The organism is Kribbella voronezhensis (genome assembly GCF_004365175.1).
GTDB lineage: Bacteria > Actinomycetota > Actinomycetes > Propionibacteriales > Kribbellaceae > Kribbella > Kribbella voronezhensis.
This window is the reverse complement of the sequence record NZ_SOCE01000002.1, coordinates 921,670-947,276: the sequence shown is the minus strand read 5'-3', so window position 1 is coordinate 947,276 and position 25,607 is coordinate 921,670. Positions and strand designations below refer to the sequence as shown.

24 protein-coding genes are annotated in these 25,607 nt (G+C 68.5%); 21 read left to right on the top strand and 3 right to left on the bottom strand.

All coding sequences use genetic code 11. The features are described 5' to 3' along the window. Positions 1-2: 2 nt before the first annotated feature. Positions 3-947, bottom strand: coding sequence for a GlxA family transcriptional regulator (locus EV138_RS31705; protein ID WP_133983553.1), 945 nt, complete (start codon positions 945-947; stop codon positions 3-5). A 70-nt stretch (positions 948-1,017) separates the two neighbouring features. On the opposite strand from EV138_RS31705, the gene EV138_RS31700 reads away from it, so the two are divergent. Beyond that, the gene (locus EV138_RS31700) at positions 1,018-2,232 is read left to right on the top strand and encodes an MFS transporter (protein ID WP_133983552.1); all 1,215 of its coding nucleotides are present in this window, start codon (positions 1,018-1,020) and stop codon (positions 2,230-2,232) included. A 57-nt stretch (positions 2,233-2,289) separates the two neighbouring features. Here EV138_RS31700 and EV138_RS31695 read toward each other — a convergent pair whose 3' ends face one another. After that, positions 2,290-3,165, bottom strand: a complete 876-nt coding sequence (locus EV138_RS31695; RefSeq protein WP_133983551.1) for a LacI family DNA-binding transcriptional regulator — start codon at positions 3,163-3,165, stop codon at positions 2,290-2,292. A 138-nt stretch (positions 3,166-3,303) separates the two neighbouring features. On the opposite strand from EV138_RS31695, the gene EV138_RS31690 reads away from it, so the two are divergent. From EV138_RS31690 to EV138_RS31650, 9 genes are all read left to right on the top strand, one after another. Beyond that, the gene (locus EV138_RS31690) at positions 3,304-4,440 is read left to right on the top strand and encodes an ROK family transcriptional regulator (RefSeq protein WP_166678821.1); all 1,137 of its coding nucleotides are present in this window, start codon (positions 3,304-3,306) and stop codon (positions 4,438-4,440) included. Positions 4,441-4,765: 325 nt separating this feature from the next. Beyond that, on the top strand, positions 4,766-6,430 hold the full coding sequence (locus tag EV138_RS31685) for an ABC transporter substrate-binding protein (RefSeq protein WP_133983549.1): 1,665 nt from the start codon (positions 4,766-4,768) through the stop codon (positions 6,428-6,430). Positions 6,431-6,446: 16 nt separating this feature from the next. After that, on the top strand, positions 6,447-7,436 hold the full coding sequence (locus EV138_RS31680) for an ABC transporter permease (protein ID WP_133983548.1): 990 nt from the start codon (positions 6,447-6,449) through the stop codon (positions 7,434-7,436). 15 nt (positions 7,437-7,451) lie between these two features. Next, positions 7,452-8,426, top strand: a complete 975-nt coding sequence (locus EV138_RS31675) for an ABC transporter permease (RefSeq protein WP_133983547.1) — start codon at positions 7,452-7,454, stop codon at positions 8,424-8,426. Continuing rightward, positions 8,423-9,355: an ABC transporter ATP-binding protein gene (locus EV138_RS31670; RefSeq protein WP_133983546.1), complete on the top strand. Its 933-nt coding sequence runs from the start codon at positions 8,423-8,425 to the stop codon at positions 9,353-9,355. The genes EV138_RS31675 and EV138_RS31670 overlap by 4 nt, the downstream gene beginning before the upstream one ends. Next, entirely contained in the window at positions 9,352-10,152 is an 801-nt protein-coding gene (locus EV138_RS31665) for an ABC transporter ATP-binding protein (RefSeq protein ID WP_133983545.1), read from the top strand. The genes EV138_RS31670 and EV138_RS31665 overlap by 4 nt, the downstream gene beginning before the upstream one ends. Before the next feature lie 75 nt (positions 10,153-10,227). After that, entirely contained in the window at positions 10,228-10,785 is a 558-nt protein-coding gene (locus EV138_RS31660) for a hemerythrin domain-containing protein (RefSeq protein ID WP_133983544.1), read from the top strand. Positions 10,786-10,946: 161 nt separating this feature from the next. Then, the gene (locus tag EV138_RS31655; protein WP_133983543.1) at positions 10,947-11,159 is read left to right on the top strand and encodes a DUF1918 domain-containing protein; all 213 of its coding nucleotides are present in this window, start codon (positions 10,947-10,949) and stop codon (positions 11,157-11,159) included. 91 nt (positions 11,160-11,250) lie between these two features. Continuing rightward, a complete protein-coding gene (locus EV138_RS31650; protein WP_133983542.1) occupies positions 11,251-12,432 on the top strand; it encodes a hypothetical protein in 1,182 nt (393 codons plus the stop codon). Between the two features lie 46 nt (positions 12,433-12,478). On the opposite strand, the gene EV138_RS31645 is transcribed toward EV138_RS31650, so the two are convergent. Continuing rightward, on the bottom strand, positions 12,479-13,840 hold the full coding sequence (locus EV138_RS31645) for a serine/threonine-protein kinase (protein ID WP_133983541.1): 1,362 nt from the start codon (positions 13,838-13,840) through the stop codon (positions 12,479-12,481). 21 nt (positions 13,841-13,861) lie between these two features. Here EV138_RS31645 and EV138_RS31640 point away from each other — a divergent pair, with 21 nt between their 5' ends. The 11 genes from EV138_RS31640 (at position 13,862) to EV138_RS31590 (ending at position 25,589) form a co-directional block, all read left to right on the top strand. After that, entirely contained in the window at positions 13,862-14,434 is a 573-nt protein-coding gene (locus tag EV138_RS31640; protein ID WP_133983540.1) for an RNA polymerase sigma factor, read from the top strand. 76 nt (positions 14,435-14,510) lie between these two features. Beyond that, entirely contained in the window at positions 14,511-15,533 is a 1,023-nt protein-coding gene (locus EV138_RS31635; protein ID WP_133983539.1) for a YihY/virulence factor BrkB family protein, read from the top strand. A 194-nt stretch (positions 15,534-15,727) separates the two neighbouring features. After that, on the top strand, positions 15,728-16,393 hold the full coding sequence (locus EV138_RS31630) for a response regulator transcription factor (RefSeq protein ID WP_133983538.1): 666 nt from the start codon (positions 15,728-15,730) through the stop codon (positions 16,391-16,393). A gap of 1 nt (position 16,394) precedes the next feature. After that, the gene (locus EV138_RS31625; protein ID WP_166678819.1) at positions 16,395-17,426 is read left to right on the top strand and encodes a sensor histidine kinase; all 1,032 of its coding nucleotides are present in this window, start codon (positions 16,395-16,397) and stop codon (positions 17,424-17,426) included. A 274-nt stretch (positions 17,427-17,700) separates the two neighbouring features. Continuing rightward, positions 17,701-19,032 carry a right-handed parallel beta-helix repeat-containing protein gene (locus tag EV138_RS31620; protein ID WP_133983536.1) on the top strand — a complete coding sequence of 444 codons (1,332 nt, stop codon included), beginning with the start codon at positions 17,701-17,703 and terminating at the stop codon, positions 19,030-19,032. Between the two features lie 275 nt (positions 19,033-19,307). After that, the gene (locus EV138_RS31615) at positions 19,308-19,949 is read left to right on the top strand and encodes a sensor histidine kinase (protein ID WP_133983535.1); all 642 of its coding nucleotides are present in this window, start codon (positions 19,308-19,310) and stop codon (positions 19,947-19,949) included. Continuing rightward, positions 19,946-20,590, top strand: coding sequence for a helix-turn-helix transcriptional regulator (locus EV138_RS31610; RefSeq protein WP_133983534.1), 645 nt, complete (start codon positions 19,946-19,948; stop codon positions 20,588-20,590). Before EV138_RS31615 ends, EV138_RS31610 begins: the two co-directional genes overlap by 4 nt. Continuing rightward, positions 20,587-21,303, top strand: a complete 717-nt coding sequence (locus tag EV138_RS31605) for a response regulator transcription factor (protein ID WP_133983533.1) — start codon at positions 20,587-20,589, stop codon at positions 21,301-21,303. Before EV138_RS31610 ends, EV138_RS31605 begins: the two co-directional genes overlap by 4 nt. 91 nt (positions 21,304-21,394) lie before the next feature. After that, complete coding sequence (locus EV138_RS31600; protein ID WP_133983532.1) at positions 21,395-22,612, top strand: DegT/DnrJ/EryC1/StrS family aminotransferase; 1,218 nt, start codon at positions 21,395-21,397, stop codon at positions 22,610-22,612. Beyond that, a complete protein-coding gene (locus EV138_RS31595) occupies positions 22,609-24,090 on the top strand; it encodes a polysaccharide biosynthesis protein (protein ID WP_238158520.1) in 1,482 nt (493 codons plus the stop codon). The genes EV138_RS31600 and EV138_RS31595 overlap by 4 nt, the downstream gene beginning before the upstream one ends. Before the next feature lie 38 nt (positions 24,091-24,128). Next, on the top strand, positions 24,129-25,589 hold the full coding sequence (locus EV138_RS31590; RefSeq protein ID WP_133983531.1) for an RtcB family protein: 1,461 nt from the start codon (positions 24,129-24,131) through the stop codon (positions 25,587-25,589). Positions 25,590-25,607 lie beyond the last annotated feature (18 nt).

Here is a 25,607-nt window from a genome sequence, read left to right as displayed (position 1 = left end):
AGTCAGGCAGTGAAGGTTCTGCGGTAGAGGTCCGGGGTGGTGCCGAGTGCGTCCTGGAAGTGCCGGCGCAAGGCGGCCGAGGTCCCGAAGCCGCCCAAACCGGCGATCCGTTCGACCGGCAGGTCGGTCGTTTCGAGGAGTTGCTGGGCGCGCTGAACGCGTTGACTGTTCAGCCACTCCAGTGGTTTCGCACCGGTCCGCTGAACGAAGTGCCGGTGCAACGTGCGGACGCTGACCCGAGCATGCCTGGCGAGTTGCTCGACAGTCGTTCCCTCGTCGAGGTGCTCGAGCGCCCACTGCATCGTTGAGCCGATGCTGTCGCCGGCTTGGGGAGCCGGCCGAGGATCGACGTACTGCCGCTGATCCCCTTCCCGCTGGGGTGGTGCGACCAGGATCCTGGCGACCTGATTGGCGATATGGGCGCCGTAGTCCTTGCGCACCAGGTGCAGGCAGAGATCGGTACCGGCTGATTTGCCGGCGGAAGTCAGCACGTTGCCCTGGTCGATGAACAGCGGTGCCGGATCGACGATGACGTCGGGGTGGCGTTCGGCCAGCGTCGGGGCATGCATCCAGTGCGTCGCCGCCCGACGTCCATTCAGCACGCCCGCGGCGGCGAGGACGAAGGCGCCGGTGCAGATCGACACCATCCGGGCGCCCTGGTCCGCGGCGGCCCGAACGGCATCGACCAGGTCGGCGGCCGGCCTCAGACCCGCGTCGTGGCAGGCGGGCAGGATGACGGTGTCCGCGACGGCGAGATCGTCGTACGTGTACGGCGTCGCCGCGGCGAACCAGCGATCGACCTGCGCGTCGGGCGGTCCGCACACCTTCAGCGTGTACCAGTCGGTGCCGGTCAGTTGGCTGCGATCTTCGCCGAAGATCGCGCACGGGGCGGCCAATTCGAAGATCGGTACGCCTTCGCTGAGTGCGAGCGCGACGACATGGGCCATGTCCGAAATTGTAGCAATGCGGTCAGATCGGTCACTGTTGACCGGCTGCCCGTGCAGCCACGGTGGACCTATGACTCTTCAAGACACCACTGACCAGGTCGGGCTGAGCGGTGCCGCAGTGACCTTCATGTCGATCGCGGCCGCGTTGGGCACCTCTACCCTCTACCTACTTCAGCCCTCGGTCGGGCAGGTGGCCGGCTCGCTCGGTTCGCCGATCGGCGACATCGGCCTGGCGCTGGCCTGTGGGCCGATCGGCTACCTGCTGGGGCTGCTGGTCCTGACCCCTTTGGTGGACCGGTATTCACCCCGCCGGGTGCTGGCGGCGCAGTTTCTCGTGCTCGCCATCGCCCTGGGTGCGAGCGCGATGGTCCAGGATGTCGCGGTGCTGGGGCTGCTGATCGCGATCACCGGTACGAGTTCCGTGGTCGGCTCCGGGATGAGCTCCATCGTCGGGCGGCTGGCAGCGCCGCACCGGCGGGGCACCATCTTGGGGATCGTCACGTCCGGCATCTCGGCCGGGATCATCGCGGGACGGATCGTCGGCGGATTCCTCGCCGACCGGTTCGGATGGCGGGTCACGTTGCTGATCTTCGCCGGCGCGAGCGCCGTGTTCGCACTCTTGTGCGCGCGCTTGCTGACCGACCGGCAGGCCGCGGTTTCCGGGAGCCTGTTCACCACCATCCGTTCCATCCCTGGACTCTTCGTCCGCTACGCGACCCTGCGGACGGCCGCGCTGCGAGGTGCCCTGTGGTTCTTCGGGTTCTGCACCGTCTGGTCGGGCTTGGCCGTGGCTCTCGCGGAGCCGCCGTTCAACTACTCACCAGAGCGCATCGGCTTCTACGGCCTGGCAGGGCTGTCCGGGATCGCAGCCACGCAGGTCGCCGGACGCTGGACCGACCGGGTCGGCGCCCGCAAGGTCATCCTCTTCGGCCTGGCGCTCGCGGTCGTCGCGACGATCGTGAGCGCGGCCACCCTTCACCTTCCGGCTGTGACGATGGCGTGCCTGGCGCTCTTCGACGCCGGCCTGTTCGCGGCTCAGGTGGCGAATCAGAGCACGGTGCTGGCCATCGACCCATCAGCGCCGGCGCGATTGAACGGCGGCTACATGGTGGTGTACTTCGTCGGAGGCAGCCTGGGCACGGCCTTCGGCCCCTCCGCGGTCGCGTGGTTCGGTTGGGGAATCACCGCACTGACCACGGTAGCCGCGATGCTGATCGCGGCCCTCCTGACAATCCTCAGCCACGCCTCAAGAGGCGGCCGGACCAAGTCGCCGGTCATAGCCTGAGCGGGTGGAGAAGGCTTGTGCGGAGTTACAAGTGCTAACCGATCCCGCGGGCAACTGTCAGGCGTTGGTAGGTAGCGCGTTCTGGTTCTTGACGGCGGTGGATCCGGCCAGCCGGATCGTCGGTTTCGGTACTTCGTACGTCGTTGTCCCGGCGCCGTCCATGGCGGCGAGAACGGCTTTGCCGACGATGGTTCCGAGGCCGTGGACGTCGACGGTGACAACACTCAGTGGCGGGTGCGCCAGCCGTGCGACCGCGGTGTCGTCCCAGGCGATGACGGACAACTGGCGAGGGATCTCGACGCCCAACTCTCTGGCGACCGCGAGGCCGCCGATCGCCATCAGGTCGTTGTCGTAGACAACGGCCGTCGGGATCCGGTCACCAGTCAGCAGTTGCCGGGTGGCGGCCCGGCCGGAGTCCTCGGAGTAGTCCCCTTCGACGACCATTCCCCGGATGCCCCGCTCCGCGCAGCTTTCCACGAAGGCCTCATCGCGGGCCTTGCAGTGGGTCATGTCGCGCGGGCCGCTCACCCGGGCGATGTCGTCATGGCCGAGATCGGCGAGGGCGCGAACCGCTGCCCGGGCGCCCTCCGCGTTGTCGACCAGGACGGTGGTGATCGGCACCTGCAGTTCCGGTCCGCCCAGCAGCACCGCCGGCACCCGAAGGCCTGCGAGTTCGGCGAGCCGCGGATCCTCGCTGCGCAGGTCCACCAGGATGAGGCCGTCGACGAAGTCGTTGGCCGCCCAGCGCTGCCAGACGGCGATTTCGCCGGCGAGGTCGGCCGTGAACTCGATCAACAGGCTGCAGTGCCGTCCGGCGAAGTACTCCTCGATGCCCTGGCTGAGGTCGGCCATGAACGGTTCCAGCCCGAGCACTCTCCCGGTGCGCGCCAGCACCAGCCCAACGACACGGTCGGGAGAGGTGACCTCCTGCATAAACTGCCTCCTAAGTAGTCCGAGGACTATATTCACAGACCTAACTAACTCGGCAAGGCGGACTTCATGCAGCAGGGCAGCGACTCGTCGCGATCACCGGGTTACGATCCGGCGCCGTCGAGCAGCCGTGCCCTCATTGTGGACAGGATCCGCTCCACGGGCACACTCAGCCGGGTCGAACTCACCCAGATCACCGGTCTCACGGCGCCATCGGTGACGGCCCTGGTACGCCGGCTGATCGACGACGGCCTGGTCGACGAGGCCGGCCGGGGCACGTCCACGGGCGGAAAGCCGCGCACCCTGCTGCAGATCAGAGCGACGGCTCGGTACGTCGTCGGCGTCCATCTGAGCTACGACAGCCTCACCTACGTCCTGGTCGACTACGCCGGCGGTGTCGTCGCCCGCTGGCGGCGGGAAGGCCCGGGCGAGGACAGCGACCCGGAGGAGGTCGTCGAGCGGATCGCGACGCAGACCGGCGAACTCATCGACCGCGCCGGCATCGACTCCACTCTCGTCCTGGGCCTCGGCTTCGTCTGCCCAGGTCCACTGATCCGCAACAACGGCGTGGCCTCGGCGCCGCCGATGATGGCGCGCTGGGTCGGGTTCCCGGTCCATCAGCGTCTGGAGGAACGGCTCGGTCTGCCGGCGCTGCTCGAGAACGACGCCACGGCGGCGGCCGCAGGCACGCGGCTGACGACCAGCCACGACGTCTCCGTGATGGCCGCACTGTTCATGAGCGAGGGAATCGGATCGGGCCTGCGGCTGAACGGCAACGTCTACCAAGGTGCCCACGGCAACGCCGGCGAGGTCGGGCACATCTGCGTCCAGATCGGCGGCCCGCGCTGCTGGTGCGGGAGCACCGGCTGCCTCGAGGCGGTCGCCGGACCGGCCACGGTCATCGCGAAGGCCCGCGCGGCCGGACTCGACCTCGGCTCGCACCGGCGCAGCGGCGTCGCGGCGTTCGCGGCGATCGCACGACTCGCTCTCACCGGGGATTCCCGGGCCGAAGCCATCATCAAGGACTCCGCGGCGTGGCTCGCGCTGGGCGCCCAGGCGATCACCAACATGTACGACGTACAACTGCTGGTGCTGACCGGCCCCGCCTTCGCCGTCGCCGGGACGATCTACCTGCCGATCCTCCAGGAGCGGATCCTGAGCTCCGCCTTCGGCCGAAGCGTGACCCCCGAGGTCGTCCTCGACGAGCGTGGCCACGACGCGGCCGCGATCGGAGCCGCCCTGATGATGCTCAGATCGGACCACGCCGTCTCGGCCTAGCCGCGCTGGCGCTCGAGCCCAGCCGCGCCGTCTCGGCGTAGCCGCGCTGCTCGGATCGGACCACGCCGTCTCGGCCTAGCCGCGGTCCTTGCACGCTGCGCGTCGGCGTTGAGCGCCCACGCTCCGCTGTCGAACCGTTACCGGTCAGACCCTTGCGCATTGTTTGTTAGGCAAACTAAGTTACCCGCTCAAAGGTGCTTAACCGCTTCATCTCCTGTGTTCCTGGTGACGCCAGGGGATGCCCTCGCAGGCCCGCCTCCGGGCGGAACGACCGTTCCCGGAAAGGAATCAACCAATGCTCCGGAACCCGACGAACCGTACGAGGATGCGCCGCCTGCTCGGGGTAGCGGCCTCCGCGACGGCTGCTGCGCTCCTGCTCGCCGCCTGCTCCGACGCGGCAGGCAAGGAAGCCGGTGGCAGCAAGGACGCTTCTGTCACCATCGCCGCCGGCGCCATCACCACCAAGAACTTCAACCCGTTCAGCACCACCGCGCTCCAGCCGACGCTCGGCGTCATCTACGAGCCGCTGTACTGGTACAACTTCGCCAAGCAGTCGGAACCGACGCCGGTGCTCGCGAGCGGCTTCTCCTGGAACGCGGCCGGGACCGAGCTCACCATCAAGATCCGCCCCGGTGTGAAGTGGAACGACGGTCAGCCGTTCACGGCGAAGGACGTCGCGTTCACCTTCAACCTCGTCTCGAAGACACCCGCACTCAATCCGTCGGGACTCGCCGCGACGGCCAAGGCTGCCTCGGACGACACCGCCGTACTGACCTTCAAGTCCAAGTCGTTGATGCAGGAGCCCGCGGTACTCGCCAATCAGGCGATCGTGCCCGAGCACATCTGGAAGGACATCAAGGACCCGACGACGAACCTCAACGAGAACCCGGTCGGCACCGGCCCGTTCAAGCTGAAGTCGTTCACCCCGCAGAGCTTCGTGCTGACGAAGAACGACCAGTACTGGGACCAAGGCAAGCCCGCCATCAAAGAGGTGCGCTACATCCCGATCGAATCGGCCGACGCCGCCAGCGCGGCGCTGGTCGCGGGCAAGGTCGACTGGGCCAGCGCCTACCTGCCGGGAATCGACAACATCATCAAGTCCGGCAAGAACTTGTCGTATGTGAACACCCCGGTGATGACGACGCTGATCGTGACGTGTTCCAACCCAGGACTCGGTTGCACCGGCCCACAGACCGACCCGGCCGTCCGCAAGGCGATCTACCTTGCGATGAACCGCGCCCAACTCGCCAAGCTCGCCGGCGGCGGGGTCGCCGGCGTCGGATCGCCGACCCTCCTGCTTCCCGATCGCGACCGCGACTGGATCGCGTCACCCGGGTCCGCGACGCTGCCCCAGTCCGCCGACGCCACGGAGGCGAACAAGGTCCTCGACGCGGCCGGCTGGACCAAGGGCAGTGACGGGGTCCGTACCAAGGGCGGCAAGCGACTCTCGTTGACGATCCAGACGGTCACCGGCTGGAGCGACTACATCTCGATCAACGACACCCTCAAGCAGCAGTTGTCCGCGGTCGGCATCGAGCTCAAGCCGAGCCAGGTCTCCTGGAACGAGTGGAACGCCGCGCAGACCAACGGCAAGTTCCAGCTGTCGCTGGACTCCGTCGGCCTGGGCGCCTCCACGAATCCGTACTTCGTCTACAACGGCAAGCTCGCGACCGTGAACACGGTGCCGGTGGGCAAAACGGCCACGGCGGGCAACTTCGCCCGGTTCTCCAACCCGACCGTCGACGCCGCGCTCACCGCTGCGGCAGGCACCGCCGACAAGGCGGCGCAGAAGGCACAGTTCGCCAAGATCCAGGCCGTGATCGAGAACCAGTTGCCCTACATCCCGATCTACGTGAACTCGATGCTCACCGAGTTCAACACCTCGCGCGCGACCGGTTGGCCGACCAAGGACAACCTGTACGTGCTGCCGGCGGCCTGGAAGGCCTGGGACGCCGGGATCGTCCTCAAGACGATCACGCCGGCCGGCTGAGCAGCGCGGACCGACCGTGCGCTACCTGCTGCGAAAACTCGTCTTCTACGTCGCCGCCCTCTGGGCGGCCCTGACCCTGAACTTCCTGATTCCCCGGCTGATGCCGGGGAACCCGGTCGACCTCATGCTGTCGAAGCTGGCGACCAAGGGCCCGGTCACCCCCACGACCCGGGCGGCGATCCAGGCACTGCTGGGGACGGACACCAACGGATCCCTGTGGAACCAGTACGGGAAGTACCTTCACCAACTGGTCTCCGGCAACCTCGGGACCTCCATCGCCTACTTCCCGGCGCCGGTCTCGCAGGTGATCGGCCAGACGCTGCCGTGGACGGTCGGCCTGATCGGCCTGGCGACGGCGATCTCGTTCGCCCTCGGGATCCTGCTGGGCCGCGCGGCGGGCTGGCGGCGCGGTTCGTGGATCGACAATCTCATCCCCGTCACCACCATGCTGCAGTCGGTGCCGTACTTCTGGCTCGCGCTGTTGTTGCTGTTCCTGCTCGGCAGCACCTGGCCGATCTTCCCGCTCAACGGCGGGTACGACGTGTACTCGGTGACACCGGGATGGAACCTGCCGTTCGTCCAGTCGGTCGCGTACCACGGCACGCTGCCGGCGCTGACCATCGTCGTGTCGTCCGTCGGCGGCTGGATGCTCGGCATGCGCAACATGATGGTGTCCACCCTGTCGGAGGATTTCGTCCTCACCGCCGAGGCGAAAGGACTCACGCCGCGCCGGATCCGTTCGCGGTACGTCGCCCGCAACGCGGTCCTGCCGTCCATCTCGGGATTCGCCATCTCCCTCGGCTTCGTCGTCGCCGGTTCCATCGTGACCGAGGCCGTCTTCTCCTACCCCGGCATCGGCTCCGCGTTGTTGCTTGCCGTCAGCAACAACGACTACGCGCTCATGCAGGGCGTGTTCCTGATCATCACCCTGGCGGTTCTCGGGGCGAACCTGCTCGTCGACCTCTTGTACGGCGTCATCGACCCACGCACCCGTGCGCGGTCCTAGGAAGGGGTGAATCCGATGGCCATCACCACTCAAGGAGCCCCTGAAGAGGCGGCGCAGGCGGCCACCGACGAAAAGCAGCCGGTCACCCGGAAGAGGCGCATGCTGCCGCCGATGACCCTGAAGCTGGCCGTCGGTCTGACCATTGCCGGTCTGGTCGCGATGTTCGGGCTGATCGGCCCGCTGGTCGTCGGCGATCCGTCGACGGTCCGCGACCTCGGGCTGACCGGCCCGGGCCACGGCTTCATCCTCGGAACCACCCAGACCGGGCAGGACATCTTCGCCCAGCTGGCCTACGCGACCCGCGGCTCGCTGATCATCGGCGTCGTGGTCGGTGCGATCACCCTGGTGCTGTCGTCCTTCTTCGGCGTCGTCGGCGCGTTCGTCGGCGGCTGGGTCGACGAAGCCTTTTCACTCTTCACCAACATCATGCTGGTCATCCCCGGTCTGCCCCTGGTGATCGTGATCTCCAGCTACGTGCCGAACAAATCCATCTGGCTGGTGGCGGCGGTCCTGGCCATCACCAGCTGGGCCGGTTCCGCCCGGGTCCTGCGCGGCTTCACCCTCAGCGTACGCAGCCGTGACTACGTGCTCGCTGCCCGGATCGGTGGTGAGCGATGCTGGCGGATCCTGCTCGTCGAGATCCTGCCGAACCTCATCCCCCTGCTCGCCTCGCAGGTGGTCTTCGCGGTGATCTTCGCGATCCTCGGCGAAGCCGGTCTGTCGTTCCTGGGGCTCGGCGCCTCCGGATCGTTCACCTGGGGCACCATGCTCTTCTACGCGCAGAACGGGCTCTCGCTCCGCCTCGGCGCCTGGTGGTGGTTCGCGCCGCCGGGACTGTTGATCGCCCTCTTCGGCGCTGCGCTGTCCCTGATCAACTTCTCCATCGACGAGATCATCAACCCGAAGCTGCGCTCGCAGACGCGTGCCGAACGCAACAAGTGGGGCCTGAGCCGCCGGCAGCGCAAGGTGACCGCGGAGGTGAACGCATGAAGACGGCGGAGCATCCCGTTCTCAGCATCGAGAACCTGAGCATCGACTACCTCGCCGAGACCACCGTGCACGCCGTACGGGATGTCTCTCTGACGCTGCGGCGCGGCGAGATCCTCGGCCTCGCCGGGGAAAGCGGGTGCGGGAAGTCCACCCTCGCGTACGGACTCACCCGCCTGCTGAAGCCGCCGGCGTTCATCACCGGCGGGCGCGTCGTGTTCTCGTCCCGCGAGGGCTACGACATCGATCTGTCGACCCTCGGCGGTGAGGACTTGCGGGCGTTCCGCTGGGACAAGATCGCCATGGTCTTCCAGGGCGCGATGAACTCACTCAATCCGGTACTACGGATCGCCGAGCAGCTTGAAGACGTCTTCCTGACCCACCGGCCGGAGCTGGGCAAGGCCGAGCGGCGCAGACGCTGCGGTGAGCTACTCGAACTCGTCGGCGTGGACCGCGGCAGGCTCCGGGCCTATCCGCACGAACTGTCCGGCGGCATGCGGCAACGCGTCATGATCGCGATGGCACTCGCACTCGAACCGCAGGTCCTCGTCATGGACGAACCGACCACCGCGCTCGACGTGGTGGTGCAGCGGGAGATCCTCCAGGAGATCACCCGGCTGCGGTCCGAACTCGGTTTCGCGGTCGTCTTCATCACCCACGACCTCCCCCTACTCCTCGAGATCAGCGACCGGATCGCGATCATGCGGGCCGGGTTGATCATCGAACTGGACGATGCGCTGACGCTCTACACGAACCCTCAGCATCCCTACACCCGGCGGCTGTTGTCGTCCTTCCCCAGCCTGACCGGCGAGCGCGGCGACTTCATCCGCAGCGGCGTACTCACTGGCGACATCGCCCTGGAGGAGACCGAGCAGACCCTGGAGGCCACAGCGGCCGAGGACGTCGGGATCGACAAGGAGGAAGCACGATGACCGTGCTGGAGATGCGCGAGGTGGTCAAGGACTACCGGCTGCGCGACGGTCTGCGGAGCACGCGACTGCGCGCGGTGGACGAGGTGAGCTTCACGCTGGAGCCGGGGCGCACCATCGCTCTGGTCGGTCAGTCCGGATCGGGGAAGTCGACGATCGCGAAGTTGCTGATGCAGCTCGAGCGGCCCACCTCAGGGGCGATTCTGGTCGACGGCGACCCCATGCGGTACCGAGGGGCGCGCGCCGCGGCTTATCGAAGGGCCGTGCAGATGGTGTTCCAGGACCCGTTCGGGTCTCTCAACCCGTACCACACGATCGGCCACCACCTCGCCCGCCCGGTGCGGCTGCACCACCCGGACTTCTCGCGCGCGCAGGTGGCCGAGCGAGTCCTGGCCCTCCTGCACCGGGTCCGGCTGGACCCGGATTTCGCCGGCCGGAAGCCGCACGAGCTGTCCGGTGGTCAGCGGCAGCGCGTCGCGATCGCCCGCGCGCTGGCGCCGGAGCCGGCGATCCTGGTCGCCGACGAACCGGTGTCGATGCTCGACGTGTCGATCCGGCTCGGTGTTCTCAACCTGCTGGCGACGCTGCAGCGGGAGGAGAACCTCGGGGTGCTCTACATCACCCACGATCTCGCGACGGCCCGGCACTTCAGCGACGAGATCATGGTTCTGTACCGCGGCTCCGTCGTCGAGCACGGCCCGGCCGACGACGTGATCCTCGATCCGCAGCACGAGTACACCCAGTTGCTCGCCGAAGCCGCTCCCGCCCCGGAACGCCGGCTCGCCAAGCGCGTGCGGTGATCCGTTCGGGTTGCAGCGCGTACGACGACTCGATCCGGGTACCCGCAGGGCTCACTGCCCTACCAGGAGGAACCCATGACTGCCACCGATCCGGACGTGATCGACGTCCTCACCACCGACCACCGCGAGGCCGAGGAACTCGTCGCCCAGATCACCACGACCGCCGATGCCGAACAGCGCCGGGACCTGACCGACCAGCTCATCGCCGAACTGGTGCGGCACTCGGTCGCCGAGGAGATGTTCGTCTACCCCGCGATGCGCGACCACCTGCCGAACGGCGACCAGGCCGTCGAGCACGACACCCAGGAACACAAGGAACTCGAGACACTGATGAAGCAACTCGAGGGGGCGGACACCGGCAGCGCCGAGTTCGATGATGCCCTCGGCAACCTTCGGCGAGTGCTGCTCGACCATGTGCGGGACGAAGAGACCGACCAGTTCCCGCAGCTGCGGGCCCACATCCCGGCCGCCAAGCTGATCGACCTGAAGGAGAAGGTCGAACTGGCGAAGAAGGTCGCCCCGACCAGGCCGCACCCGTCGGCACCGAACTCCGAGCTCTTCCACAAACTGGTCGGCCCCGGTGTGGGCCTGGTCGACCGCCTCCGCGACCACCTCACCAACCGCCCGACCTGACAACTTCACGCCGTCCGGCGCGCCCTCGGCCTGCGCGCTCGCGCGAGCAACGGGCGCCATCGAGGGTGTGCCCGGGCTTGCCGATGACTCGTCGGCGCTGTCTGCTGGAAGGAAGCCGCTGGTGAGGTGCCGGCGGGCAGCCGAGGGGAAGGAGCGGGATCATGAAGGCGGCACCCGGTGATTGGCTGATGATCGAAGGCACGCACCTGAACGACCGGAAGCGGCACGGCCTGATCCTCGAGGTCCACGGGGCGGACGGCGCACCGCCGTACCTCGTCCGCTGGGACGACAGCGACGCGGAGACCGTGGTCGTCCCGGGCGCCGGCGCCCACATCCTCACCGCCGAGCAGATGGGCCGGCCGCACGACCACTGAGCAGCCGGGTGACGGCCTCGTGAACCGATTGTGTCGGCCAACCATCAAAGCCTTTCGGTAGGACACACTGAGGGCTTATTCGGAGGGCATCATGAATCGGAATATCAAGCTGGCCGGCCTGGTGACGGGGGTTTCGGTTGCTGCCGTGGTTGCGGGCGCGCTGGTTGCGGCGCAGCAGACGCCAACGCTGGCGGCGGCGTCCGGTGGGGGCGGCGTCAAGCCGATCGACAGCGTGAGCCACCCCGCACCGACGAAGTCCACCACATCGACCAAGCCATCGAGCGCGACCACGTCGGCGCAGAGCCGGCCGGTCAAGCTGACGCTCGACCTGAGCAAGCTGAAGCAAGGTGCGGCACCGAGTACGGCGTACGTCGACGGCCGCACCGTGCGCTTCGGCCAGACCCAGTTCACCTTGCCGGCCTCGGACGGCCCGGTCTGGGATGTTGCCAGGGCAGGGACCGACAGCGCACTCGTTCTGCACAGCCCGAAGGACGACGGGAAGGGCGTGCTCACGACCTGGAGCGCCGGCTCCCGCCGGGAGTCCGTCAGCGACGTCAACTCCGTACTGTCGTCGACTGACCAGACGACCAGCGCGTACGCCGTACAGCCGACCTCTGCGGACGGCACAGAGCTGCCCCGTTTCACGCTGACCTGGCGCGACAACGCCAGCGGCACGAAGTACTCGCTGCAGCGCGCCGGTGAGCACGGAGCGGTCGTGCACGCCGTACAGGGCAGCGAGGTGTACTTCAGCGCGTTGTCCAAGACCGGCAAGCAGACCCTCTACAAGTGGACGGCCGGCGACACTGCGCCGAAGGCGATCAATGCGGCACCGTCCCCGTCCGCGGTGTCGTCGGACCTCCAGCTCGCGGCGTCGATCGTTTCGCAGGCCAACGACGGTAGCTGCACCGCGCTCGTCGACCTGCCTGCTGCCGGCAAGCGCTGGACGACCTGTACCTATGCGGTCGACGAACTGCGGAGCGGCAGCGACTTCGCCCTCGGCGGCCCGGCGTACCGGGACGGGTACGGCGACGGGCTGTTCGCGGCGCTGGATCTCAAGACCGGCAAGGCGATCCGTGAGTGGTCGGGCGGTTCGCAGGTCGCCATCATTTCCACCGTGATGGAGGACACCGACCACGTGCTGGTGCTCGCCGAGCAAAGCGGCCGGACCGCCATCGCCCGCTGCGCACCGAAGACCGGAACCTGCGAGCTGGCCGCCCCCTTGAAAAAGGGCACCGGCGACAGCAACAACCGGCCCTACCAGCTCGGCCACTGACATCCGAGGCGGTGCGGCTCTCCCGACCAAGGGAGGCCGCATCGCCTTATTTTCTTGGCGTGTAGTCCACCGAGTCGAGCACCTGCTGAGCTTGCGCATCGTTCTCGGCACGCACCTGGATGCGCACCAGCGCCCCGCGGATCTCCTTCACTCGCTCGTACGTCGTCATGCCGGCCGGGCAACCCACATACTTGGCCGTTGCGACCGAGGGCTTGTCGACCCAGTCCGCCGACACCGTGCACCCCGTAGGAACAGGGAATCCGGCAGCCGACGGCAGCTCCCCCGGCGGCAGGACCCCGGCGAAGACGCCCGGCACCTTCCTGTCGGCCTTGCTCCACGAATCGTTGTCGGAGCTCACCAGCAGGCCGGGCAAAGTGCCGGTCGATCCCTGTGGTCGCCAGCCGTCGCCGGCCCGGGTACGCGCCCAGCCGCGCGGCAGTTCGACCGACAGCACCTGCTGCTGATCCACGACCCGCACCTGCTGGCGCTGCACGCCGTACTGCCAACCCAGATAGCCACCGGCACTCCCCAGCACCGCCGCTGCGACCGTAGCCGCCACCCATGGCCGCACCGAAGGACGGCGCACGGTGGCAGGAACCAAAGCAGCCGCCCGCAGCGCCTCGGCGAACGACCGCACGTCCGGCCACCGTTGCTCCCGGTCCCGGCTCAACCCGCGCAGGATGACGGCGTCCACCTCGGCAGGAACGTCGTCGCGAACCGTCCGCAAGGAGGCCGGCGGTCCCTCCACGGCGAGCACCGCGGCCAGAGTGGTCGCACCGTACGGCGGTTGGCCGGCCAGCGCGGCATAGGTGACCGCGGCCAACGCGTACAGGTCGGCGCGCGGATCCAGTACGTCGCCGCGCACCTGCTCCGGTGCGACATAGGCCGGCGTGCCGCCCGGCATCGTCACCCGCGACACCGCGTCGAGCGACTTGCCCAGGCCGAGATCGCCGAGCATCGCCCGCTCGCCTGTCGGCGTACTGCGGAAGAGCACGTTCTCCGGTTTCACGTCGCGATGCAGGACACCCCGGTCGTGCAGTTCCTGCAGGCCGGTGCTGACGTTGCCGATCAGCGCCACTGTGTCGGTCAAGGGAAGCGGGCCCGCTTTGATCCGGTCGGCGAGCGTGCCCCGATCGGCGTAGGTGAGCACGAGGTACGGCCGGTCGTCGTCGGTGCTGCCGATGTCGTGCACGCCGACGACGTACGGCGACTCGACCTTGCGCAGGAAACGGCCTTCCTCGACGAAGCGACGGCGTACGTCGAGATCGTCGACCCAGTGCTCCGCCAGCACCTTGACCGCGACCTCGGCGTCCAGCTCCTCGTCCCGGGCGAGCCAGACAGCGGCGAACCCACCGCTGCCCAGCCTTCGGATCACGGCGTAGCGGCCGAAGTGGGAGGGCTGGACCATGGCGTCATTATGCTCAACGCCATGGCGAACGACGCGGACGCGCTCGACGAACTGGCCCGGCGCGCTGCGCAGGATCCCGCTCTGCTGGACGAGCTGATCCGCCGGGTACAGCCGCAGGTGATGCGGATCTGCCAGCGGGTGCTGCCGCATCGCGCCGACGCCGAGGACGCCTGCCAGGACGCGCTGCTGGCGATCGCCACGAAGATCGGCACCTTCTCCGGCCGGAGCCGGTTCTCCACCTGGGTGCACGTGGTCGCCTCGAACGCCGCCCGCGAGACCTACCGGCGCCTGAAGCGCCGCGCCGTCGAGAACACCGCGGCCTGGCAGGACGACGACCGCCCGGCCAGGTACGACCGGCCCGATCCGCGCACCACCAGCGTGGTGGCCGGCACCCGGCTGGATCTGCTCGACGCGCTGGAGCAGTTGGAGACCGACCTGCCCGAGACGGTCACGTCGGTGATGCTGCGCGACATCTACGAGCTGAGCTACGACGAGATCGCCGACCAGGTCGGCATCCCGGTCGGCACCGTCAAGTCCCGGATCAGCCGGGCCCGGGCCTGTCTCAAGGCCCACCTGCTCCCCCGCCACGACTGAGCCGCCGCGCAGATTGTCGGTCTCGTGACCGCGCCTCGGCGCGAGTGACCTGGGCCGGGATCGTACGGTTGGGGGCGTGAGCACCTTAGGACGCCGGTTGGACGCTGCCCAGCGGCGGCATCGGCGGCTCGGCTTCCCGCTCGCCGTGGTGTACAAGTTCTTCGACGACCAGGGCAGCTATCTCGCGGTGATCATCACGTACTACGCCTTCGCCGCGATCTTCCCGATGCTGCTGATCTCCTCGTCCGTTCTCGGCTTCGTCCTGCAGGGCAACGAGGATCTGCAGAAGGCCGTCCTGCAATCGGCGCTCAAGGAGTTCCCGATCGTCGGCACCCAGTTGGCGACTCCGCAAGGTCTGCAGGGCAGCGCCCCGGCCGTCATCGTCGGCACCCTCGCCGCCGCGTACGGCGTGATCGGGCTCGGGCAGGCGCTGCAGAACGCGGTCAACGTCACCTGGGGAGTTCCCCGCAACGGCCGCCCCGATCCGTTCCGGGGTCGCTTGCGGTCCGGGGCACTGCTCTCGCTGGCCGGTTTCACCGTGCTCAGCTTCGCCACGCTGACCGTCTTGGTCGGCAGCCAGGTGTCCCTGTCCAGCGGAGTCGCCAACGGCATGGGCTGGCTGGTTTCGATCGGCTCCGTCCTGGTGCTCACAGCCATGCTGACCCTCTGCTTGCGCCCCGGGAGAAGGCCGCGGCCGCCTCTTCGCAAGATCGTCCCGGGTGCGCTGTTCACCGCTCTCGGCTGGCATCTGCTCGAGCGTCTCGGCGGCGTCTACGTCAACGACGTCCTGGCGAAGACCAGCGAGGTGAACGCCGTATTCGCGCTGACCCTGGGACTGATCGGGCTCATCTACGCCGCCTCGGTGATCGCCGTCATCGGCGCGGAACTCAACTCGGTGATCGCGCACCACCTCTACCCGCGCTCGCTGCTGGCGCTGTTCACCGACTCGGCCACCGACCTGACACCTGCCGACCACCGCGCCTACGCGATGTACGCCCAGGCCCAACGCCACAAGTCCACCGAAACGATCGAAGTCACCTTCGAACCGCCCACCCCCGAGCCCCCGCGGGACGACCGGCCACCCGCAGATCCCAGCTGAGGTACGCCTCAGCCGACACCGGGTGGTCGGCAGATTGCTCTGTGTCAGCGAAGAGCCCTCGTTCGCTGTCCGATCACCAGGCGTTAGTGAATCTCCACCCGTTCAGGGACGTCTGGCCCTATCGCGGGCGGCCTAGTCCTGATCACAATGGGCCGCGGAGGACTACACAAGGTCATCATCCTGAGGGGGGCGAGATGACCAAGATCTTGGTGATAGACGACGAACCCGACCTGGTCCGGTTCGTCCGGGGCGCGCTGGAGACCGAGGCCTACCAGGTCCTGACGGCGACGAACGGGCACGACGGAATCCGGCTGGCGCTGACCGAGCGCCCCGACCTGGTCGTGCTCGACCTGGTCATGCCTGGCGTCCACGGCGAGGCGGTGCTGTCCGCGCTGATGGCACAGGACCCCGGCCTGCGGGTGCTCATCTTGTCGGCCACCGGCGATGTCCAGCTGCGGATCTCCTGTCTCGAACTGGGGGCGGTGGACTTCCTGGCCAAGCCGTTCGCCGTCCGGGAACTCATCGCCCGGGTGCGCAGCCGCCTGCAGGAGAACGGCGCGTCGAAGCGGCGAGACATCCTGCAGGTCGGCGACATCGTGCTGGACCTGCAGGCCCGGCGGCTGGTGGTGGACGGCAAGCCGACCGTGTTGTCGCAGCGCGAGTTCCTGCTGCTGTTGCACCTGATGCGCAACCCGGGCGCGGTCTGCTCACGGCAGGAACTGCTCTCCGAGGTCTGGGGCTACGACTTCGACCCGGCGACCAACGTGGTCGACGTCTGTATCGGCCGGTTGCGGGCCAAGGTGCGGCCCGACCTCATCCTGACCGTGCGCAATGTCGGCTACCAACTCCAGAGCGCCTGAGGTGCGGGCTGCACGGCGCCCGCGGGCCGGGCTGGCCATCGATGCCTGCCTCGGCGTCTTCGTGCTGGCGATGACGGGCCTGATGGTGGCGCTGCCGGGCCACGAGGCGGCGCCGTTCCACATCATGTTCCTGGGCGTCGCCGTGGTTTACGGATTCCGCGTCTGGCCGGTCGTGCCGACCGCGGCGCTGCTGGTCGCGATGACCTTGCCGAGCGGCTGGCTGATGTGGACCCATGCCGAGGAGGGCTTCCTCGCGCGCGCCGAACTGGCCGAGATCCCGCTGCTGCCGATGGTCGTCGGAGTGATGGTCTGGCACGCGCAGCGCCGGGCGAGTGCCCTGCGTCAGGTCGAGGAGATGGCGGCGCGGCAACTGGCCGGGCTGGAGCGGGAACGAGAGTTCTTCCGGGACACCTCGCACGCGATCAGGACGCCCGTGACGATCGCGCGCGGCCATCTGGAACTCGCGGCGATCAGCGGGCTGACGGCCGGCGCGAAGGCGGGGATCGCCGTCGCGCTGAACCAACTGGAGCGGATGTCGGCCTTGTCGAACCGCTTGCTCGCGCTGGCCCGGCCGGACTCGGGCGTGGGGCTGAGACGCCGGCCGACCGACCTGTCCGAGCTCGTCGAAGAGCTGGGCACCAACTGGTCGGCGAGCGCCGATCGGAGATGGCAGGTCCGCAACCACCCGACCGGCCTCGTCACCGTGGATCCCGAGTGGATCACGTTGGCCATCGACGCGCTGATCGAGAACGCCGTGCACTTCACCTCCGACGGCGACACCATCACCCTCGGCTGCCGGTTGCTGGACCGGACCTGCGTCGTCACGGTCGAGGACTCCGGGCCAGGAATCGAGGCCGAGGACCTCGACCGGATCTTCGACCGGTTCTGGCACCGGATGCCACCGCACGGTCCGATGGGCAGTGGTCTGGGCCTGCCGATGGCCCGGGCGACCGCCACGGCGCACGGCGGTTCGCTCACGGCCGCCAACCGTCCGCTCGGCGGCGCGGTGTTCGAGCTCACGCTGCCGCGCTGACCGCCCGATGACAAGCCTGTCATCTTCCTTGCCCTGACGGCGCCCCGGCGAGCAACCTGATGGCAACTGCGTACGTCGACACGCTGGGACGGCACATCCCCCGTCCGCCTCACCGTCGTGCCCGTCGCCGGCTCACCGGCTTCCCCCAAGCCGCGGCCCGCCACAGGCACCCTTGGCCGGCGTACGCAGGACCACGTCGCTCTCCACCAGCCGGCATCGACCGTTACGTCGTTTGCATGATGCAACTATTCTCGCTGCTTCCTACCTTGGAAGCATGAGACCGACCAGGATCCTGGGACTGTGCGCGACGGCGCTGGTGCCGGCCGTCCTGCTGGCGCTGCCCACGCAGGCACGAGCCACGACCACCACCCTGTACGTCGACCGGACGGTCGCGTGCTCGGACTCCGGACCGGGCACCACCACGACGCCGTACTGCACGATCGGCAAGGGCGTGAGCAACCTCGCCGCGGGCCGCATCCTGTACATCGGCAACGGCAGCTATGCCGAGACCATCAAGCCCGCCGTCTCCGGGACCGCGTCCGCGCCGATCACGATCACCAGGTGGGCCGGACGCACCCCGACGGTCACCGGCTCGACGTACTACGGCGCGAACCTGACCGGCCGCAGCTACGTCACCGTCTCCGGACTGACCTTCACCGGAACCGTTGCCGATGGCATCTACGTGTCGAACGGTGACCATCTCACCGTCACCGGCAACACCGTCACCGGTGCGGGTCGCCAGGCACAGGGCAGGACGGCCCCCGGGATCAGCGTCCGCGGCGCCACCTCCTCGGTGGTCAGCGGCAACTACGTGCACCACAACAACGGCTCCGGCATCCTGCTCACGGCCGGCGCGACCGGGATCACGGTGTCCGGCAACACCGCGAGCTTCAATGCCGAGGGCTACCAGCGCAATGCCAACGGCATCAACGTGGTCAGCCCGGGCAACGCGGTACTCCGCAACCTCACCCACGACAACGAGGACTCCGGGATGCAGTTCTACCCCGGCGGCAACAACAACCTCGCCGCGCTGAACGTCACCTACAACAACGGCGACCACGGCATCGACAACCTCAACGTCACCGGCGGCCGGATCATCTCCAACACCGTGTACCGCAACTGCACCACCGGCATCAACGTGGAGGGAACGTCCGGGAGCTACCACGTGGTGAACAACATCGCCGTCGACAACGCGGTCTACCCGGCCTACCGCGGCATCTCGTGCGCCCGGCGGGCGGGCAACATCGGGATCTGGGACTCGGCGCCGGCCAGCACGATCGTCGATCACAACCTGGTCTGGCTGACCACGGCCGGGAAGCTCTACGCGTTCTCCACGACGTACACCTCGCTCGCGGCGATGCAGGCCGCCACCCATCAGGAAGCCCACGGCGTTCAAGCCGATCCCCGCTTCCTGTCGACCGCAACCTGGGACCTGCGGCTGCGAGCCGGTTCGGCCGCGATCGACCGGGGCGACTCGGGCGTCTCCGGTGCGCAGGCGAGCGACTTCACCGGCGCTGCGCGGTACGACGATCTCGCGACGGCGAACACCTTCGCCGAAGGCCTGCGCCGCTACGACGACCTCGGGGCGTTCGAGTTCCGGCCCTGATCCGCGGTCACGATCCGTGAGATCGTTACCGTCCGGACCGGGTGGACAGTAGATGACAGAAAGATGACCGCCTGATGACGGAACCGCGGAACACCCCCCGTTCAGGCGGCCAGGCGCCTGTACTGAAGTTCTGGGACCGAGAGGTGCGTCCTCGGGGGGCTCGTCGAAACGGCAACACGGGGTGACCGTCAGTAGCCGACATCGTCGAGCTTGAGGCAGCACGGAACCGCGGGGGCAGCGGTTTGGCTCGGTGATGACCTTGAGGGGGGTCACAGATGAGTGCTGTCAGTGCGCCGGAACCGTTCGTCGGTCAGAGTTCTCCGACCGGCGGTCCGGACCAGACGATGAGGCTGTGTCACGACCTGCGGCAGTACGTCGCCGCGGGTCTGCTGCTGTCCGAACCGAGAACCGGACAAGAAGCCGGGCAGACCCGGATGACCTTGATCCACCAGCAGTTCACCGCGATCGCCGAACTGCTCGCCGCGGAGTTCGACCGCGACCAGGGCACCGGCGCGGTCAACCTTTCCCGGCTCGCCAGCGAGTGCGCCGACGTCGTCCGGCTGACCCATCGCGGCCGGATCACGGTCACCCGCTCGAAGCACGTCCTCGTCGACGGCGAGCGGGCGCTGCTCAGGCGCGCGGTCGGCAACATGCTGGACAACGCGTGCCGCGCGGCCGGCCCGAGCGGCACGGTCGTCGTCAGGGTCGGCCTGGACGCCGGCGAGGCGAAGGTCGAGGTCGTCGACGACGGTGCCGGCTTCGGCGGCATCCCGTCCGGCACCGGACACGGCCTGCAGATCGTCGCCGCTGCCGTGCGGGCCTGCCGGGGGCGGGTGGAGATCTCCAGCGGTCCAGGGGTCGGCACCACGGTCCGGCTCTGCGTGCCGGCGCTACGGCATCCGGTCCGGCCGGCATGAGGCTCGCCGTTTGCGACGAGCAAGGATTGTTCGCGTCCGTCCTCGCCACAGCGCTCGACCAGCAAGGCCATCTGACCGTACTGACCACCCACGAACCGGCAGTGCTGCTGAGTTCCGCTGCCGAAGCCCGGATCGAAGTCTGTGTCCTCGACATCGTGACTGCCCGCCCATCTGCTGTGCAGGTCGCCGAGCAACTGGCCAGACTCGACCCCCGGCCGGCCGTCGTACTGCTGACCGACTCGTGCCGGGACGGTGTCTGGGACGCCTACGAGCGAGGGCTCTTCCAAGGCATCGTCAACAAGGCCTGCGCCTTCGCCGTGCTGACAGCGGCGATCGAGCGCGTCGCGGACGGCGAGCAGGTGTCCGAAGGCTGGCCCCCGCCCGAGCGGCGGGGGGACAACGGTGTGGTCGACGCGCTGACCAGCCGCGAACTCGAAGTACTGCGGCTCGTCGTACAAGGACACTCCACCCAGCTGATGGCCGACGAGCTCGGCGTCAGCCGGCACACGATTCGCACCCACGTGCAGCAGATCCTCCGCAAGCTCGGCGTCCACGGCAGAGGCAAGATCGCGCGGGTTGCCGCGGCGGCCGGTCTGCTCGACGCGGTCAGGTCGCCGACCGCCGAACGAAGGCCGCGATGACGGCCGGCACCACGGGGGCGGTCATCCTGCTCGTCGACGACCACCGGGTGTTCGCGGATGTGCTGCGCGAAGCACTGCTGGAACAAGACGGAATCGACCGCGTCACCCACGCGGCCTCGCTGGCAGCGGCGCGCGTTCTGCTCGCCACCGATCCACCCGATGTCGTGCTGCTCGACCTGGTTCTGGCCGACGAGTCCGGCTTCGACCTGCTCAGCGAACTGACCCGCAGTACGGCGGCCCCGGCCGCGATCGTTCTGTCCGGCAGCAGCGACCCGCGGCTGATCGTCAAGGCACTCGAGCGCGGCGCCAAGGGCTGGCTGTCCAAGACCACCCGGCTGGACGCGCTGGTGACGGCGGTGTGGCAGGTCCTCGACGGCCAGATGTACCTTGCGCCGTCCACCTTGCGGCCGGTACTGACCCATCTGCTGTCGGACGCGCGCGAGCGGGAGGCAGCGGCCGGCTTCGTCGCCGACCTGACGCCACGCGAGCTCGAAGTACTGCGCTGCCTGGTGTCGGGGATGACCAGGGGCGAGGTCGCCCAGCACCTGTTCGTGTCGATGAACACTGTGCGGACCCATGTCCAGAGTCTGCTGCGCAGCTCGGGGCAGCACTCGGCACTGGCACTGGTCGCCTTCGCGCGGTCACACGGTGTACAGGGTATCGACGAGACCGGCGATCTCCCGGCCGCCGGCAGGGCCGAATCGTCCTATTGACGTAGGTGTTCTCACCTTCTCGTCGGGCGCGGGACCCGTTCACAGCCCGTAGCGTCGAGGTCAAAGCAGGGGCTCTGAGGGGGGCTACGGGATGACGACCCGAATCAATGCTGTGCCGCGCGCCGTACCGGCCGAAGAGGTCGAGGTCCCGTTCGCGGACTGCTACATCACCACCGCCGCACAACACGCCGCACTCCGCGTCCTGCGGTCCGGCTGGCTCACCACCGGCCGCGAGGTGGCCGCGTTCGAGGCCGAGTTCGCCGGATACGTCGGCGCAGGCCACGCGGTTGCCGTTTCTTCTTGTACCCAAGGGATCGAGCTGGCCCTGCGCTCCTTCGGCCTGCCGCGCGGATCACTGGTCCTGACCTCGACGATGACCTTCTGCGGCGCGGTCCAGGCCATCGTGCACGCCGGTCTGCAACCGGTTCTCGTCGATGTCGATGCCGGCACCGGAATGCCGACCCCGGCCACGGTGCGGGACGCGGTACGAGCCTACGGGCCGCCCGCCGCGATGACTGTCGTGCACTGGGCCGGAGACCTCGCGGACGTGCCGGCCCTGGCCGAGGCGGCCGGGCTGACCTTGGACCAGATCGTCGTCGATGCGGCCCACGCGCTCGGCACGTCCGCCGGGACGACACCCATCGGATCGCAGTGCGCGGCGACCTGTTTCAGCTTCTACGCAACGAAGAACCTGCCGCTGGGCGAAGGCGGGATGGTCACCACCAACGACCCCGAGCGGTCCCGATGGTTGCATCAGGCCCGTCTACACGGCATGACCGCCGATGCCTGGCGGCGCTACCTGCCCGGCGGCAGCTGGCGCTACGACGTCGCCGAGGCCGGCCTGAAGGCCAACATGACCGATCTCCAGGCAGCGATGGGACGCGCACAGCTGACCCACCTCCCGGCCTGGCAGCACCGCCGCGCACAGATCGCGGCCCGGTACGACACCCTGCTCGCCGCGCAGCCAGGGATCGCACTCCCCCACCGCCCCGCCCTTGGAACCGGCACACACGCGTGGCATCTGTACCCCGTCCGGCTGGCTCCGGGCATCGACAGGGACGAGGTGATCGCCGAACTGGCACAGCGACGGGTCGGTACCTCGGTGCACTTCATCCCGGTCCACCAGCTCACCTACTTCGCCCGGATCGCGTCGGTTCCCCCGGCCGGGATGGCCGGGGCCGACACCCTGTTCGGCCAATTGCTGTCACTACCGATCCATCCCCGTCTGACCGACGGCCAGATCGATGCCGTCTGCGCGGCGTTGGCAGACGCCACCCACCGGCAGTTCACCAGAAAGGGAGCGTCATGAGTCAGCCTGTGCTGCTAGGACGGGACCAGAATCTGTTGCGGACGATCGTGGTCGGCGCCGGTGAGGCCGGCCTCGCCCTGGCCCGCGACCTGCACCGGGTCAGCTCGTTCGGCCTGCACCCGGTGGGGTTCCTGGACGACGACGCGGCCAAGCAGGGCAGGCGGTTCGGAGGACGCCGGGTCCTGGGGACGCTGGCCGATCTCGAGGAGGTCCTGGACCGCAACCGCGTCGACGTCGTCGTGGTGGCCATCCCGTCGATGCCGACCCACGAGGTGAAGCAGCTCGGTCTGCGAGCCGCGGCACAGGGCGTCACCGTGCTGCACCTGCCGCCGTTCCTGTCCGCACTGCAGCGACAGATCGCCGGCACCGACATGCGCGCACTGCAGGTCGGGCCGTTGATCGGCAGACCGGAGATGCACGTCGTCAGCCGCGGCGCGGCCGAGGCGATCGCCGGCAAGCGGGTCCTGGTGACCGGCGCCGGTGGCTCGATCGGCAGCGAGCTGTGCCGTCAGCTCTACGGCTTCGGGCCGGCCGAGCTGGTCATGCTCGACCACGACGAGTCGAACCTGCACCGCAGCCAGCTCGACCTGTGGGGCGAGGCGCTGCTGGACACCGAAAGCACCGTCGTGGCCGACATCCGCGACGCCGAGCGGATCCACCAGCTGTTCCGCGACCATCGTCCGCAGATCGTCTTCCACGCGGCGGCACTGAAACACCTGCCCGTGCTGGAGCGGCATCCCTGTGAGGGCGTGAAGTCGAACGTCCGCGGCACCGAGAACCTGGTCGAGGCGGCGATCGCGTACGACGTAGAGCGGTTCGTGCTGATCTCCACCGACAAGGCGGCCAACCCGGCTTCGGTGCTCGGGGCAACCAAACGGCTGGCCGAACTCGTGCTGGAGACCCATCACGGCTCGGACACCGTGCTGACCGCCGTCCGGTTCGGCAACGTGCTCGGCAGCCGCGGCTCGCTCCTGCACGTGGTCCGCGACCAGCTGGCCAGCGGCACCCCGGTCACCGTCACCCACCCGGACGTGAACAGGTTCTTCATGACCATCGAGGAGGCCGTCGGGCTCGTCCTCGAAGCGGCGAGGATGGCCGACCGCACTTCGACGTACGTGCTCGACATGGGCGAACCGGTCCGGATCGTCGACCTGGTCCGCAACTTCGCGAACCTGCTGAACATCCGCGACGTGCAGTTCCGCTACACCGGACTGCGGCCCGGCGAGAAGCTCACCGAGGAACTGTTCGGCCGCGAGGAGGAAGCGCTGCCGACCGATCACCCACGGATCTCGATGACCCGGCCACCGCACGCGATCCAGGGCTTCCGGGCCGGCCTGCGCGAACTGTACGACGCCGCCTCGCACAACCGTCCCGACGAGGTGTTCCGCCATCTCCGCCGGCTCGTCCCGGAGTACACGCCGGCGCCCGGGCTGGTGTCCGCGGTCACCGCGGGCGCGCCGTACCCGGACGACTTCTGAGCCCGACCCGAAACCAGCCGAGACGACTGCGAGTAGAGATGACCACTGAAGCCAGGCCACCACTGAACGTCCGCGTCCTCGATTCGACCGTCACCAGCCCCCCGACGGTCTTCGATGACCCCAGCCTCCTGCCGGCCGATCACACCACAGTCGCAGCGCTGCGCCATCGAGTCGAGGGCGCGGACTTGGCGGCCCCGCCGGTCGTCCTGCCCGACTTCCACCACAAGTCCAGGATGGAGCTGCCGTCCAGCGTCGCGGTCGCGACCATCGGCACGATCCGTCCCGACCTGACCAGCTCGTCGGTGAACTGCGGGATGGCCCTGATCGCCGTCGACTCCGAGGTCCCCGACGACCGGGCCGTCGACACCTTCATGCGGGCCGTCCGGAGCCGGTACCCCTATCCCACCCAGGGCACCCGCGAGTTGTCCCGCTCGGAAGTGATCAGGGCGGTCCGGGACGGCTCCGAGTTCAGCGTCGAGCGCTGGGGAGCACCCGCCGAGGACCTGGAGCGGATCGAGGAAGGCGGCCGGCTCGAACTCCAGCGCTACGGCGGCATCGAGCGGCTGCAGTCCGAACTGCCCGGTGTCGCCTTCCAGCTGGCCCGGTACCGGTTCGGCACCGTCGGCCCGTCGAACCACTTCGTCGAACTCCAGCGGGTGGAGGAGATCCTGGATCCGGTCCGCGCGGCGAAGCTCGGCGTGACCGAGGGCCAGCTGACGATCCAGTACCACGGCGGCGGTGGCGTCTTCACCGGCGAGATCGGCCGGCTGTTCTTCCGGCGCAAGGACTACCCGCGCCAGCTCAAGGCGGTCAACGCGGCCCTGAAGCCGTGGTTCCACCTGCGCTCGGCCAGGTCGTTCGCCCAGCTCAAGGCCCGGCTGAGTCTGTACTTCACCGACGGCTGTGCTCCGCTCGAGCTGGCCGGCGACGAGGGTCAGCGGCTGATGCTCGCGACCGCGGCCGCGATGAACTACGGGTTCGCCTTCCGTACCGCGACGTACGCCGCGCTGCGCAAGATCGCGGCCGAGTCGTTCGGCGGCGCCACCGGGCGGCTCGTCGTCGACTCACCGCACAACAGCATCTACGAGGAGCCGGTCGACGGAGCGACCGCGGTGGTCCATCGGCACAACTCCTGCCGCGCCTTCCCCGCCGGCATGATGACGCCGGGCACCACGTTCGCCGACACCGGTCAGGCCGTCCTCCTGCCCGGTACGCATCGCACCTCCAGCTACCTCGCGGTTGCCGGTGACAACGCCGCGACCAGCCTGTACTCCGCCTGCCACGGCGCCGGCACGGTCGTCCAGGACCTCGTCACCCGCGGTATCTCGGACAACGACCCGCTCGGGCGCAAGACGCGCCGCTACCGCTACGACGACGGTGCTCCCACCGACGCCTACCACTTCGACGACCGTGGCGTCGATGCCGCGCTCGACGTCCTCGTCCGGAACCGGCTGGTCCAGCCGGTCGCCCGGATGCGCCCAATTGCTGTTCTCCACTGATCGCAGTCGAAGGCAGGA

Bases quoted from the DNA above. Each gene is read 5' to 3' on its own strand.
- EV138_RS31705 (WP_133983553.1), bottom strand. From the start codon at position 947: ATGGCCCATGTCGTCGCGCTCGCACTCAGCGAAGGCGTACCGATCTTC.
- EV138_RS31700 (WP_133983552.1), top strand. From the start codon at position 1,018: ATGACTCTTCAAGACACCACTGACCAGGTCGGGCTGAGCGGTGCCGCA.
- EV138_RS31695 (WP_133983551.1), bottom strand. From the start codon at position 3,165: ATGCAGGAGGTCACCTCTCCCGACCGTGTCGTTGGGCTGGTGCTGGCG.
- EV138_RS31685 (WP_133983549.1), top strand. From the start codon at position 4,766: ATGCGCCGCCTGCTCGGGGTAGCGGCCTCCGCGACGGCTGCTGCGCTC.
- EV138_RS31675 (WP_133983547.1), top strand. From the start codon at position 7,452: ATGGCCATCACCACTCAAGGAGCCCCTGAAGAGGCGGCGCAGGCGGCC.
- EV138_RS31670 (WP_133983546.1), top strand. From the start codon at position 8,423: ATGAAGACGGCGGAGCATCCCGTTCTCAGCATCGAGAACCTGAGCATC.
- EV138_RS31665 (WP_133983545.1), top strand. From the start codon at position 9,352: ATGACCGTGCTGGAGATGCGCGAGGTGGTCAAGGACTACCGGCTGCGC.
- EV138_RS31660 (WP_133983544.1), top strand. From the start codon at position 10,228: ATGACTGCCACCGATCCGGACGTGATCGACGTCCTCACCACCGACCAC.
- EV138_RS31655 (WP_133983543.1), top strand. From the start codon at position 10,947: ATGAAGGCGGCACCCGGTGATTGGCTGATGATCGAAGGCACGCACCTG.
- EV138_RS31650 (WP_133983542.1), top strand. From the start codon at position 11,251: ATGAATCGGAATATCAAGCTGGCCGGCCTGGTGACGGGGGTTTCGGTT.
- EV138_RS31645 (WP_133983541.1), bottom strand. From the start codon at position 13,840: ATGGTCCAGCCCTCCCACTTCGGCCGCTACGCCGTGATCCGAAGGCTG.
- EV138_RS31640 (WP_133983540.1), top strand. From the start codon at position 13,862: ATGGCGAACGACGCGGACGCGCTCGACGAACTGGCCCGGCGCGCTGCG.
- EV138_RS31630 (WP_133983538.1), top strand. From the start codon at position 15,728: ATGACCAAGATCTTGGTGATAGACGACGAACCCGACCTGGTCCGGTTC.
- EV138_RS31620 (WP_133983536.1), top strand. From the start codon at position 17,701: ATGAGACCGACCAGGATCCTGGGACTGTGCGCGACGGCGCTGGTGCCG.
- EV138_RS31615 (WP_133983535.1), top strand. From the start codon at position 19,308: ATGAGTGCTGTCAGTGCGCCGGAACCGTTCGTCGGTCAGAGTTCTCCG.
- EV138_RS31610 (WP_133983534.1), top strand. From the start codon at position 19,946: ATGAGGCTCGCCGTTTGCGACGAGCAAGGATTGTTCGCGTCCGTCCTC.
- EV138_RS31605 (WP_133983533.1), top strand. From the start codon at position 20,587: ATGACGGCCGGCACCACGGGGGCGGTCATCCTGCTCGTCGACGACCAC.
- EV138_RS31600 (WP_133983532.1), top strand. From the start codon at position 21,395: ATGACGACCCGAATCAATGCTGTGCCGCGCGCCGTACCGGCCGAAGAG.
- EV138_RS31595 (WP_238158520.1), top strand. From the start codon at position 22,609: ATGAGTCAGCCTGTGCTGCTAGGACGGGACCAGAATCTGTTGCGGACG.
- EV138_RS31590 (WP_133983531.1), top strand. From the start codon at position 24,129: ATGACCACTGAAGCCAGGCCACCACTGAACGTCCGCGTCCTCGATTCG.